At 40.5% G+C, this 13088-nt stretch carries 12 protein-coding genes; 5 read left to right on the plus strand and 7 right to left on the minus strand.

Annotated elements, in window-relative coordinates; genetic code table 11:
- Positions 1 to 2 precede the first annotated feature (2 nt).
- Positions 3 to 203 (plus strand): DUF2922 domain-containing protein, encoded by a 201-nt coding sequence (locus tag AC4E92_RS03395; RefSeq protein ID WP_490239188.1) that lies wholly within the window; start codon positions 3 to 5, stop codon positions 201 to 203.
- Positions 204 to 314: 111 nt separating this feature from the next.
- Here the strand turns inward: AC4E92_RS03395 and AC4E92_RS03400 are convergent, their stop codons facing one another.
- Positions 315 to 851 carry a BsaWI family type II restriction enzyme gene (locus tag AC4E92_RS03400; protein WP_490239189.1) on the minus strand — a complete coding sequence of 179 codons (537 nt, stop codon included), beginning with the start codon at positions 849 to 851 and terminating at the stop codon, positions 315 to 317.
- Positions 852 to 914: 63 nt separating this feature from the next.
- Between AC4E92_RS03400 and AC4E92_RS03405 the strand changes: the two genes are divergently transcribed.
- The 4 genes from AC4E92_RS03405 (at position 915) to AC4E92_RS03420 (ending at position 5700) form a co-directional block, all read left to right on the plus strand.
- Positions 915 to 1889 carry a DNA-methyltransferase gene (locus tag AC4E92_RS03405; RefSeq protein WP_490239190.1) on the plus strand — a complete coding sequence of 325 codons (975 nt, stop codon included), beginning with the start codon at positions 915 to 917 and terminating at the stop codon, positions 1887 to 1889.
- A gap of 83 nt (positions 1890 to 1972) precedes the next feature.
- Positions 1973 to 3286: a transglutaminase-like domain-containing protein gene (locus AC4E92_RS03410; RefSeq protein ID WP_490239191.1), complete on the plus strand. Its 1314-nt coding sequence runs from the start codon at positions 1973 to 1975 to the stop codon at positions 3284 to 3286.
- A 13-nt stretch (positions 3287 to 3299) separates the two neighbouring features.
- Positions 3300 to 4334, plus strand: coding sequence for an L-Ala-D/L-Glu epimerase (locus AC4E92_RS03415; RefSeq protein WP_490239192.1), 1035 nt, complete (start codon positions 3300 to 3302; stop codon positions 4332 to 4334).
- A 4-nt stretch (positions 4335 to 4338) separates the two neighbouring features.
- Positions 4339 to 5700 carry an amidase gene (locus tag AC4E92_RS03420; protein WP_490239193.1) on the plus strand — a complete coding sequence of 454 codons (1362 nt, stop codon included), beginning with the start codon at positions 4339 to 4341 and terminating at the stop codon, positions 5698 to 5700.
- Here the strand turns inward: AC4E92_RS03420 and AC4E92_RS03425 are convergent.
- From AC4E92_RS03425 to AC4E92_RS03450, 6 genes are read right to left on the minus strand one after another with little or no spacing between them, the layout of a single operon-like run.
- Entirely contained in the window at positions 5668 to 6642 is a 975-nt protein-coding gene (locus AC4E92_RS03425; protein WP_490239194.1) for an ABC transporter ATP-binding protein, read from the minus strand. The two genes, AC4E92_RS03420 and AC4E92_RS03425, sit on opposite strands and share 33 nt — an antisense overlap.
- Positions 6626 to 7621, minus strand: coding sequence for an ABC transporter ATP-binding protein (locus AC4E92_RS03430; protein WP_490239195.1), 996 nt, complete (start codon positions 7619 to 7621; stop codon positions 6626 to 6628). Before AC4E92_RS03430 ends, AC4E92_RS03425 begins: the two co-directional genes overlap by 17 nt.
- Positions 7622 to 7630: 9 nt before the next feature.
- The gene (locus AC4E92_RS03435; RefSeq protein WP_490239196.1) at positions 7631 to 8557 is read right to left on the minus strand and encodes an ABC transporter permease; all 927 of its coding nucleotides are present in this window, start codon (positions 8555 to 8557) and stop codon (positions 7631 to 7633) included.
- 4 nt (positions 8558 to 8561) lie between these two features.
- Positions 8562 to 9548 carry an ABC transporter permease gene (locus AC4E92_RS03440; protein WP_490239197.1) on the minus strand — a complete coding sequence of 329 codons (987 nt, stop codon included), beginning with the start codon at positions 9546 to 9548 and terminating at the stop codon, positions 8562 to 8564.
- Between the two features lie 11 nt (positions 9549 to 9559).
- Positions 9560 to 10918: a M14 family zinc carboxypeptidase gene (locus tag AC4E92_RS03445; RefSeq protein WP_490239198.1), complete on the minus strand. Its 1359-nt coding sequence runs from the start codon at positions 10916 to 10918 to the stop codon at positions 9560 to 9562.
- A gap of 46 nt (positions 10919 to 10964) precedes the next feature.
- Positions 10965 to 13058 (minus strand): peptide ABC transporter substrate-binding protein, encoded by a 2094-nt coding sequence (locus AC4E92_RS03450; RefSeq protein ID WP_490239199.1) that lies wholly within the window; start codon positions 13056 to 13058, stop codon positions 10965 to 10967.
- Between the last annotated feature and the right edge of the window lie 30 nt (positions 13059 to 13088).

The following is a 13088-nucleotide window of genomic DNA, read 5'->3' on the forward strand; positions in this document are numbered from 1 at the left end:
GGTTGTTTTTGGATTTTGTAGATCAAGTTGAAGGTAAAAGAAGAAGGATAACGATTCAATCACCAAAAGAAGATCTCACAAGTCAGCAGGTTTCAGAAGCAATGGATATGTTAATAAGCCTTGGAGTACTGCCAAATACCTATGTAAAAGACAGAGCTGCAATAGTGGAAACAACTTCCAGTGAATTTTTCAACCTGGTTTGAAAGAGCAGGTTGAAAAACACCAAGCCCCCGAAAGGGGGCTTTTTTCATTTGTCAGTATCTTTAGAGATTTGACTTTTTTGACAGCAAACTTCAAGGTTTTCTGATGCATTCCTAACAGATCTTCAACAAATCTTGGATGTATTTTATTAAATGATCTGAGCCAACAAAAAAGTTGTCTTCAGATTCGTATTTTTGGCTTTCACTATCGTCTTTATTGATCACAAAAACTGCATCACACTCATTTGGCAGAATCACTCGCCATTTTCTCTTGCCGACAAGCTCATTATCGTTGTCAGTTGTAACTAAGATGTATTTGAATTCTTTGTTTGTATCTTTTTTCTTGAGCGCCCAGTACGCGGTTTGTGCTCCGCGCTCTCTAAGACTTTTCTTCACAGAGATTATGCACACAAGTTTCTTGCTATTTTTGCAAAATACGCAGATGTCTGCATCTGGTTTTTCTTTTACTTTTTCCTCTTTTACGGTGTACTCAATAGTACAAGGAGGTTCCTTTTTCACAGGACAATTTCTACAACGATTTACAATCAGAACCTCGTTGTTAGGAAGTTCTTCGAGCTTATTAACAACTGTCTCTTCTATTATTTTGCCTTCTTTTGATACTTGACTTTGTCTCTCACTATTTTGATTCATGGTTATTTTATGTTAAGATAACTGTGACAACAAAACAAGGCACAATTTTTTGGGGGTATAAAAATGCGGTATATGAAGTCAAACCTTGCGGTAGAGGTGAAATTGCGTTTTGATTCGATGATGCACGAAAAGCTGAAAGAACTTGCCAGAGTAAAAGACCTTAGCTTGAGCAAACTCGTCAATGATTTGTTGAAAATCACCCTTCAGGGCGAAACATCTGGTACATTGAATGAAGTTATGTTCAGTGAAAAACCGGCTATTATCTTTGAAACAAACGGATCAAGACTGTACAACAACGATTTTTTGAGAGTGGATCTGTCAGAATATATTGGCAAGGTAAATCTGATTGTGACATCTCCACCGTACAATGTCGCTGTCGAATACGATTTGCATAATGACGAAACGAGTTACGAAGAATATCTGAAGTTTACAGAAGCATGGCTCAAGAAGGTTTACGTACTTCTTGCAGACGACGGAAGATTATGTTTGAATATCCCGTTAGACAAAAACAAGCAGGGTATAAAGCCTGTTTATGCAGACATAGTTGCGATTGCTAAGCGGGTTGGTCTTCAATACCAGTCCACAATAATCTGGAATGAACAAAATATATCGCGTAGAACAGCTTGGGGTAGCTGGATGAGTGCTTCAGCTCCGTATGTTATAGCTCCTGTTGAAATGATTGCTGTGTTCTACAAGAAAAGCTGGAAAAAACTCAAAGATGGGAAAAGTACTATAACAAAAGATGAATTCATTGAATGGACCAACGGTGTGTGGTCGTTCAGTGGAGAGAGCAAAAAGCGTGTTAATCATCCTGCACCGTTTCCAGTCGAACTACCCAGACGGTGTATAAGACTTTTTTCATATGAAGATGACATTGTCATGGACCCGTTTATTGGAAGCGGAACAACAATGATAGCCGCACTCAATGAAAACAGGCGGTGCATAGGGGTTGAAATAAGCAAAGCGTACATTGAAATAGCTATACAAAGAATTAAAAAAGAATGCCGTCCTTATCTGATTAACCCGAACACTATTTAAAGAAAAAGAAAAATAGTGCCAAGTAAGATATAGTGCTAAAATCTAATAGAGACTGTACACGGGCTTTTGCAAGGGGTGATAAAATGGAATTTTTGATGTGCGATCTTCCTGAGGATGTGCAGAGAGAAGAAAGATTGGGGAATTTTACTTTGGCATTTAAATTGATTGACAAATGGCTCAAAGATGAGAGAATCACAAAGATTCAAAAACAGAGACTTTTGTACGAAAAAGAAAGAATTAAGATGATTCTGGAAAATTATCCATTTACAGAGGAACAGGCTATAGCCAGATCGAAAGAGTTGATCAAAGATTTCACCTATGATGAATTTTACGAACTTATTGAAAATGGATACATCGATTACATAGTTGTAGAAGGTAAGAGAAGGTTTCAAGAAAGATTCATACCAAACATCGGCTTTGCCTTACCAGATTACAAAAACAGGATGCAGCCGGACGAAAATTCACAGAAAGCAAAGGAAATCCTGCACAGAAGATTAGATCAATTGCTAGCTGAAGATCAGCCAAGAAAGTACAGAGTGAGGATAAAGATCTCCTGCAAAATAAATGGCGATGGGGATAAGTTTCGCGTCTGGCTTCCTTTCCCAAAAGAAGAATTTCAAATCAGTGATGTGAAATTGATATCCACAAGTCACAGAGATTATTTCATTTCACCAAACAGCGTGCCACAAAGAACGATATATTTTGAATCAACCGATACAGATTATTTTGTAGAGTTTGAATACACGGTTGGAGAATGGATAAACAAAGTGGATCCACACAAGGTTGAAAAAAGGGATATAGACAGTTATCTGTGTGAAGAACCACCTCATATAGTTTTCAGCCCGTATCTGAAAAGATTAGCTGAGCAGATAGTGCAAGGTGAATCGAACGACTATTTAAAAGCGATGAAGATCTATGACTGGATCACAACTCACGTTAGATATTCTTATGTCAGACCTTATGCAACCTTTGAGAATATATCCAAATACGTTTCAGAAAACCTGAAAGGTGATTGTGGCTTTCAGGCAATTTTATTCATAACCTTGTGCAGAATCGTCGGTGTACCTGCGAGGTGGCAATCTGGCTGGTATGCAAATCCCGTTTTTGCTTCATCGCACGATTGGGCTCTGTTTTATGTAAAACCCTATGGATGGCTTCCTGTAGACCCATCTTTTGGTGGTGCAAGAAGGGATAACGAACGATATCGCAGGTTTTACTTTGGCAACCTTGACGGTTTTAGGATGGTGGCTAATTCAGATTTTATGAAAGATTTTGAACCAAAGACAGTGTTTTACAGGGAAGATCCAACAGACAATCAGACAGGAGAAGCTGAATCAAATAACGGTAAAGTCAAGTTACAAACCAAAATCGAGGTAATTTCATTTGAACAATTGTGAGAGGAGAATGCAAATGAGCAAAATAACAAATGTGGAGTTTGTCTTCAAAACGTATGAATATGAGAAACCTTTTCACATAACCGGTAGCATTTCGTCTCAAGCGACAAATATCGAGGTAAGGATCACCACGGCAGATGGAATACATGGCTATGGAGAGGCATCGCCTTCTTTTAGAGTTAATGGAGAAAAGCCGGAAATGATCATGGCACTTGAAAATCATGTGAAGGAAATGCTTCTTGGAATGGATGTTAAAGAGTACAGGAAAATCTTTCAGATTACAGACAAACTTTTTGCTGTACCAAGCTTGAAGGCTGCGGTTCAGTTTGCCGTTTTGGATGCACTCGGTGAGGAAACAGGGCTTGAGGTCTACCAGTTGCTTGGAGGAGCAACAAAGCAAATAGAGACCGATAAAACCGTGGGTATAGACACTCTGCCCAACAGGGTTACGGATGCGAAAAAGATCTTCGATGCAGGTTTTAAGGTGATCAAAATAAAGGTGGGAGAAAATTTAAAAGAAGACATCGAAGCAATGTACGAGATTTACAAGGTCAGCAAAGGTGCAAAATACATAGTTGATGCGAATATGGGATACACACCGAAGCAAGCTGTTGAATTTGCAAATCAGGTTTATCAAGCCGGGATTGATATCGCAGTTTTTGAGCAGCCGGTTTATGTGAGTGATATCGATGGACTCAGATTCGTCAGGTTCAACGTGCCATTTCCAGTTGCGGCGGATGAATCGGCAAAGACGAAGTTCGATGTACTGAGGTTGATAAAAGAAGAAGCAATAGATTATGTGAATATAAAGCTTATGAAATCTGGTATAAGTGATGCTCTTTCGATAGTTGAATTGGCAAAAAGTGCAAATATAAGACTGATGATCGGCTGCATGAGTGAATCAAGTGTTGGAATAAATCAGAGTGTGCATTTTGCACTTGGTACAGGTGCTTTCGATTTTTGCGATCTGGATAGTCATTTGATGCTCAAGGAAGAAAAGTTCAGGGGTAAATTCATTCAGGACGGACCAAAGATGGTTGCAAGAAGGTGAAAAGATGTACATATACCAGGTGCAGGAAATGTTGAGACAGAGGAAAACAACTCCAACAAAGATTCTAAAACAGTGTATAAGTAAAATAGAAGAGCACGGAGCTCTGAATGCGTTCATAACTTTGACAATAGATGAAGCAAGAAGACAGGCAAAAGAACAGGATCAGATGCTCAAGACAGCAGATGTGGAAAAGCTGCCACCACTTTTCGGAATACCCATAGCTTTGAAAGATCTCATATACACCAAGGGCATCAGAACAACTGCCGGAAGTCTTTTCTGGAAAGATTTCATTCCAGATGAAGATGCTTTCATCGTTAAAAAGCTCAAAAAGGCTGGAGCGATAATCGTTGGAAAAACGAACATGCACGAAATAGCACTCGGTGTGACGAACAACAACATTTATTTTGGTGCTTGCAAAAATCCTTATGATCACACGAGAATTTCTGGAGGATCGTCTGGCGGTTCTGCTGTTGCGGTTGCTACAGGAATGGCTCTTGCAGCCATTGGAACCGACACAGGAGGATCTATAAGAATTCCATCTGCACTGTGTGGCACTGTGGGGTTAAAGCCAACTTATGCAAGAGTGAGTCTTAGAGGTGTGATACCGCTTTCATGGCATCTGGACCATGCTGGACCAATAACAAATTGTGTGAAAGATGCATGGATTGTTTTGAGTGTGATAGAAGGTTATGATCGAAAAGATCCATTTTCTTTGAACGCTAAAAAAACAAAGAGCCCTGAATTTGACAGACCAATCAATGGTATAAGGGTGGTAAAGGCAGAAGGAGAGTTTTTCCAAAAAGCCGATCAAAATATTCTAAAAAGATTGCAAGTTGCGGCAGAGTTGTTTGAAAAACTCGGTGCAACTGTGTATTCTGAAAATATGGACTGGATCAAGGATGCAGCTATGGCAAATGGTTTGATAACCCAGACTGAAGCGGCAGCTTTCCATAAACAGAGATTGAAGGAAAAGCCCCAGTGGTTTTCTGAAGATGTGAGACACAGACTGAACGAAGGTTTGCAGACATCCGGAACAGATTATGCATACGCAAGATACACACAGACTGTTACAAAGCACAGGTTTAAAGAGTTTTTTGAAAAGTACGATATTCTCTTACTCCCAACAGTTCCAATTACTGCACCGCCTATTGAAGGTGAAGGTGCTGTTGAATTGGCAAGAAGACTCACCAGATTTACAGCACCTTTCAATATCACAGGACTACCGGCTGTTTCAGTACCCATTGGAAAAGTGGATGGTCTTCCTGTCGGTGTGCAAATAGTTTCAAGTGCCTGGAATGAAAGGTTTTTACTCCGCGTCGCATATCAGTTGGAATCAATGATACAGAAAACAAGCAACCTGGTGTGATTTTTCAGCACCTTTGAGTTCAGGTACATTTTCGTGGCATTTTTTCATGGCATAAGGACATCTTGATGCGAATAGACATGCCTGTGGTGGATCTATTGGGGATGTGATTTCACCTTGAATTGGTTGAATTTTCTTCAATTTTCTCATTCTGGGATCTGCAACTGGAACAGAAGCAATCAGAGCCTGGGTATATGGGTGCAATGGATTGTTAAACAGTTCCTTTGAACTTGCAAGTTCTACAACTCTTCCAAGATACATCACAGCGATGCTGTCGCTTATGTATTTGACAACCGCAAGGTCGTGTGCGATGAATATATAGGTCAAATTGTATTTTTCTTTCAGAGAAGTCAATAGATTGATGACCTGTGCCTGAACAGAAACATCCAGTGCAGAAACCGGTTCGTCACAGATGAGCAATTCTGGTTGCATAACCAATGCTCGAGCAATACCTATTCTCTGTCTTTGACCACCAGAAAACTCATGAGGGTATCTGTACAGATACTCCGGTCTAAGGCCAACACTCTCCAGAACCTGTGATGCTAAAAGTCTTTTTTCGTCGTACGATAATTTCATGGAAGATAATCCTTCTGTTACTATCTGAAAAACTGTCAATCTGGGGTTTAGAGAACTGTACGGATCTTGAAAGATCATCTGGATTTTTCTGCGGTAATTTTGAAGAGTTTTTTCGTTGATGGAGAAAAGATCCACTCGATTTTCTTTATCTGAATAAATGGCTTTTCCAGAGGTTGGCTGGTACAGTCTCACAATCAGCCTGCCAAGGGTTGTTTTACCACAGCCAGATTCACCAACAAGACCGAAGGTTTCACCGCGATTGACAGTGAAAGAAACACCATCCACAGCCTTCAGGTAGGATTTTCTGGCAAAGTATCTCTTTATTGGGAACCATTTGCTGACATTTTCAAGTTCAAGAATTTTGTCCATCTGACATTCCCTCGCTATAAAGCCAGCATTTAACCACGTGATCTGGTTCAACAGAAAAATTCTGTGGTTTTTGCTTTGAGCAGATATCTTTTTTGAAAACACATCTTGGGTGAAACCTGCAACCGGATGGATATCTTGCAGGATGTGGAACCACTCCTTCGATTGATGCGAGTTTTTCTTTGCGTGATTCATTTTGATTTATCTTTGGGACAGAATTCAAAAGGGCTTTTGTGTACGGATGCAGGGGATTTTCAAAAAGTTTATAGACGTCCGCTTTTTCTATCACCTGTCCTGCGTACATGACAACGACTTTGTCACACATCTCAGCCACCACGGCGAGGTTGTGTGTTATGAGTAGAATAGCCGTGTTGAATTTTTCCTTTAGATCGAGCATCAGTTTAAGTACCTGCGCCTGTATAGTGACATCAAGGGCTGTTGTTGGTTCGTCAGCTATCAAAAGTTTTGGATTACAGGCTAAAGCCATCGCTATCATTACACGTTGTCTCATACCACCAGAAAGTTGATTGGGATAATGATCATATCTTCGTTCTGGCTCTGGTATCTTTACACTTGCCAGCATCTGTATGGCTTTGTTTTTTCGTTCTTCTCTGCTTATTTTCTCGTGAAGTTCATAAACTTCTTCTAACTGCCAGCCGATGGTGTAAACGGGATTTAAGGATGACATCGGCTCTTGAAAAATCATCGAGATCTCTTTTCCCCTGATTTTGTACAGCTCGTCTTTTGGCAATTTCAGAAGATCAATGCCGTTGAACCATATATGTGAATCGTCTGAAATAAAGGCATTCTTGGGTAAAAGCCTTGTTATTGCGTATGCTGTGACAGTTTTACCACAGCCAGACTCACCCACGATACCGAGTATCTCCCCATCGTTGACATCAAAAGATACATCGTCTATGGGAACAATTCTTCCCGCGTTTGTTTTAAATCCAACTTTGAGGTTTTCTACCTTCAAAAGCATTGAATCACCTCAAGCCTCACTGACAAATTTCGGATCCAGAGCATCGCGAAGTCCATCTCCCAGGAAGTTAACGCTCAGAACCGTTATAAAAATCATAAAACCTGGAAAGAAAACAAGCCACCACGGTACTGTACTTGAATGACCTGTTGATAAAATGTAATTCATCGATCTTTGAAGCATATTACCCCACGATGGTGTGGGAGGTTGTATACCAAGTCCAAGATAGCTCAGAGAAGATTCAGATAGTATCGCGTAGGAAAGATTGAGTGTCATTGATACAATTGTTATTGGCATTGCGTTTGGCAGGATGTGCTTGAATAGGACTTTTATTCTCTTTGTACCAAGAACTCGTGCAGCCATTATGTATTCATTCTCTCTTATTGACAGAACAACACCTCTCACCAATCTCGATACACCCATCCATCCAAAAACAGACAGTACGAGAATGGTATTTGTCAAGCCTGAACCAAAGACCATAGTGAGTATGAGCAGTATGGGGAAAAGTGGTATTGAGAGCATGACGTCGACAAATCTCATCAACAATCTGTCAACTATGCCACCAAAGTATCCAGAGATCAATCCAATCAGCAAACCGATTGCAGTTGTGATTAGAGAAGACACAAACCCAACAAAAAGCGATATTCTTCCACCATACATGACTCTTACAAGTACATCCCTGCCAAGTTCATCGGTGCCAAAAAGGTGGTTTTCAGAAAAAGGTGGTGCAAAGATGGCAGATAGATCAAATTCATCGTACGCCGTTTTAACAAAGAAAGGTCCAAGTAAACTGAGCACAGTTACGATAATAAGTGAAACCAAGCCAAAAAGTGCCAAGCGATGTTTTAAAAATCTTTTTTTAACTAACTGCCAGTAAGTTCCAACCGGTATGATCGCACTGTCCTGCAGTTGTTCGATCTTTTTCTTCATCAAAAGCATTTTCTCACACCGCCTTTGCACCAAGTCTTATTCTTGGATCAACTACGGCATAGAGAATATCTGCAAGCAGATTTGACAGTAAGGTGATAACGGCTATGAACATCAGGCAATTCACAGCCAGATTGTAGTCACTTGCCAGAACTGCTTCATACATTAACCTTCCCATGCCGGGCCAGGAAAAAACCGTTTCAACGATCAATGCACCGCCGAAAAAATATGGTATATCGAGTGCTATTATGGTGATAATTGGTATCATGGCATTTCTCAGAGCGTGTTTTAGAATCACCCTTTTTTCCTGTGCACCTTTTGAATAAGCGGTCCTTATGTAATCTTGATCGAGTACTTCTAACAGAGCTGTTCTTATGTATCTCACCCAGTATGCAACCTGAACCAGACCCAGGACCAGAGCAGGCAAAGTCAAATGTTTGAGTCTATCGACAAAGATATTCCACGAACCTGAGATACCGTATGTTTGAACACCAGAGATGGGAAACCAGCCAAGTACCACAGAAAATATGATTATTGCCATCAATGCAAACCAGAAGGTTGGTAAAGAGATGCCGATAAAAGCAAGAACAGTGAAAAAATAGTCAAAAAACGAATATTTCTTAACAGCGGAGTATATGCCTATTGGAAAAGCAACCACAAGTCCTATCAACCACGCAGTTATTGTCAGTGTGAGTGTATTTGGCAACCTTTTGAGAATTATACCAAGCACAGGTTGTTTGTACATCGAGGAAAAACCAAGATCGCCTTTGAGAAAACTTTTAAGCCAGAAGCCATATCTGACTATCAAAGGATCATCAAGGTGGTAGTATTTTCTCAGTTCAGCGATCTTGGCTGGATCTTTCATGAGCGCACGCGGGTTTTCCAAGCGACTTGCAAGTAATGGATCACCGGGCATGGCATTGAGTATGAAAAAGATTATCAGAGAAATGAGAAAAAATACGGGGATTAATTCTATTAACCTGAGAATCAAATATCTTTTCAAATTTCTACCTCCTATAAAGACTGCACATATTCAGCTGTTTTCAAACCTGCCAGCAACTGTATCGCAACCAGATCTTTTATAGGTATAGCTCTGTAATTGAGATTTCTTTCAAGATAATCTATCTTCTGGTTGAACTGTTTTTCTACCTTCTCTTTTGCCGTGAAGAGTTTCTCATCAGTGTTATTAGCCAGAATCTGGTTCAAAAATCTTCTGATCATACCGAGCATCAGAGACTGGTAGAACTGAGTTACACAGGTGTTGTCAAAAACCTCAGCGACAGTTGCCTTTCTTTGAAGCTGTGGGTCAGTTTCGATCCAGTTTTTTTCTGCTTCAAGGTGCTTCGGCATCGTTTGGAGATAATTTTCCAGCACTTCATAGAAAGGTGATTGAGTGTCTGAATATTCTCTACATGTTTCAAAGATTTCTTTGACAAATTCGTACTGGTTGACTGAACTTTCCCATGATTGCAATCTTGCTTCTTTTCTTGTCATTTGAGTTTCTGAGGTATCTTCAATTCTTGGATCATAATAATACGGTACCTCACACACAAGAGAATAAGTGTTTGCAACACGTTGAGCATATTCATCTGAACTTGCTCCCGCTTTGATGATCAATGCTGGATCAACATCTGTGTGCTTTTCCAGATAATCATAATCTTCTGTTATGGGTGACAGTTTGAATATTGCTTTTGCAAACATCTTCAGGTATGGCACTTCAGGTTCGCCGAGTGCAAGTGGTACTTTGAATCTGTGTGGAATGGTGTGAAAATCTTCGTACAGTTCTGGTGAGTCATCGGATATGTAATAATAAACACCACCAAAACCTGCGTTGTGCAAAGAGTACATGAAAGCTGGCTTTTGTTCATCGATGATCTTCATCAGGACCTGTGTTTCTGGTAATGGATTGTGAAAATGTAAAGTCTTATAATCCACGGGGAAGGTCCATTCAACCTGTTTGTATCCAGGTGGTCTGTAGAAATTGCCCGCATAGGACTTGATAGATTGTGGATTTGAAAACCAGCCTTCGTTTAATTTTGTGCCATCCGGGTCTATAACCTTTATCAAATACCAGGTGTAATCAAAATGCGATCTCAATTTCTCATCCTGTGCGAGTTTTTCACATAAAAAATCGAGCATCATCGCACCTATTGGTTCATTGGGATGTGGACAACCAAACATGAGCGCATTTTTGGAACCATTGCCTATCTTGATCACCTTTATTGGATAACCGTTTCTCGATTTGCCAGCCTCATAGATCTGCACTGTTTTTGGATATTTGCGAGCAAGTTCCTCTGTTCTTCTGTCAAACTCATCGACATAAAAAAATCTGGTGTAGTTCGGTATCTGATCGATCAAGTAGTCAAAATTCATCTCAAATCCCCCTTAAGAGTGAGACTGGGGGAAATCCCCCCAGTCGTCAATGCTGTTCTGTATCTATGTACCAGTTGTAAATGATCCAGCCAAGACCGCTGTCGTAGGTCGAGTTAAAGCTCTTGATGTATTTTTTCGCAAAATGAGGTGTTGGATCTGAGATCAATGGTAAAACAGGTAGATCATTTGTCCACAGTGCAAGATGTTGTTTGTAAAGTTCTACTCTTTTTGAATAATCTATTTCTGTAGCCATTTTTGATAGTATTTCATCGTTCTTGGGATTGGACCAACCTGTGTAGTTTGTACCACCCCAGTTGTTTTCCTGCGATGGTATCATATCACTACCCCAGTAATTCAAAGCTTCGTCACTGACTCCATAACCCCAGCCGGTCAGCCACGCATCGAATTTGCCCATGGGAGCTTCTTCCCATATAACAAGAGCAGGTTTCATTTCAATCTTCACAGATATGCCGACTTTCTTGAGCATACCCTGTATCAACTGAGCTATCAATTCATTCTGGCTGCTACCCGCTCCGGCGATCAACGTAAACTCAAAAACCTTTCCATCTTTTTCAAGTAATCCCTGCTTGTTCTTTTTCCAACCAGCCTGAGCAAGTAATTCTTCTGCTTTTTTCAGATCATACGGGTATTTCTTTATATGATCGCCTTTCAAAGCATCTCTCATCATGTGGACTTCTGTGATCCATGTGTCCACAACCTGACCTTTGCCGAAGAACACCACGTTGTTGATCTGCTGTCTGTCGATTGCGTGCAAAATAGCCTGTCTGACCCTCACATCAGAAAACAGTGGATGTGGTTTTGAAAGGTCATTTGGATCTCTGAAATTCAAATCGATCGTCCATTCTGCCACGTTTGGAGTGAAGTATACATTGAAGATATCGCCTTTGTCTTTTTCAAGCTGCAGGCTCTGTTTCAGATCCAGTGTATACCTGCCGAAGTCTATTTCACCTTTCAAAACTGAAGCAAAGATGACATCGCTGTCTGGGATTATTCTCATCACTATTTGATCAATGTTTGGACGACCCATGTAATATTCATCAAACGCTTCAAGGACTATGTACTGACCTTCGACATATTCTTTGAATTTGTAAGGACCGGTCATAACCGGGTTGAAAGTGACTTTTTGAACAAATTCATCCCATTTACCTGTCTTCTTGGCTTCTTCAAAATCTTTTCTGAAAAGATGCTCTGGCAGCTGAAACCATCCGTAATAGTAGGCATAGACAGATGAACCAAGCTCTGCACCGGGAACAGGATGTGGGAAATGGATGGTGAAAGTGTAGTCGTCTATCACATCGACTCTATCTATCATTTTTTCAAAATAATTTGATGTCACGGGTGCTTCAGAGACCATGACTTCCCACTGAAACTTTGCATCATGAGCCGTAACCGGTTGACCGTCGTGCCACTTCATACCTTTTCTGAGCTCGAAGGTAACACTCATTGAACCATCCTGGTTTATTTTCACAAGACCGTTTTCAAGAGTTGGCATTCTTTTGATCATTCTTGGATGATAAAAACCATTGTCATCTGTGCCGGTGTACCCATCACCAATGATGTTGCAGATTGTCCAGGTGAGACCAGAAGAAGTGAACAGGGTATTGAAACCTTTGGGATCTGCTCCAACGGCTGTCACAATCCTTCCACCGCGTTTTGGTGGGTAGAGTGCCATATAAAAAGATCTTGCCGCTTCTGCTTTTGTTATTGGAGATAGTGGTTCAAGCAAGTGCCCGTATCGATAGTCAAGAAGCTGTCTGTCGCTTCTAAATGCAAGAGTGAAGGCACCTATAGCTTCTTGTGGAACTTTATCTTCATCATTTGCCAGAGTACAGATCTCTGTGAATTTGGCAGCTTCCTGTTCCAGTCCAAGCACTTTTACAAGGGTCATAATGAAATCTTTTCTAAGAACCTGTTCTGGACCTTTTTTCACCATAGATTCTTTTCCTGGAAAGGCTTTTGCGACGGCAGAGTGGAATTCATCATAGCTCAAAGCAGAATCGTCAATTGTTTTGAGAATACCCAACTTTTGGATAACAGGAGCGGCTTCTTGCAGACTTATCTGAGCAAAGCCCAGGACAAACAGTGACACAATGCCGAATAACACGAAAAACCTTTTCATCAATACACCCCCTTTTGTTTAGAAAAATTA

The organism is Pseudothermotoga sp. (assembly GCF_031962025.1).
Taxonomy (GTDB): domain Bacteria; phylum Thermotogota; class Thermotogae; order Thermotogales; family DSM-5069; genus Pseudothermotoga_B.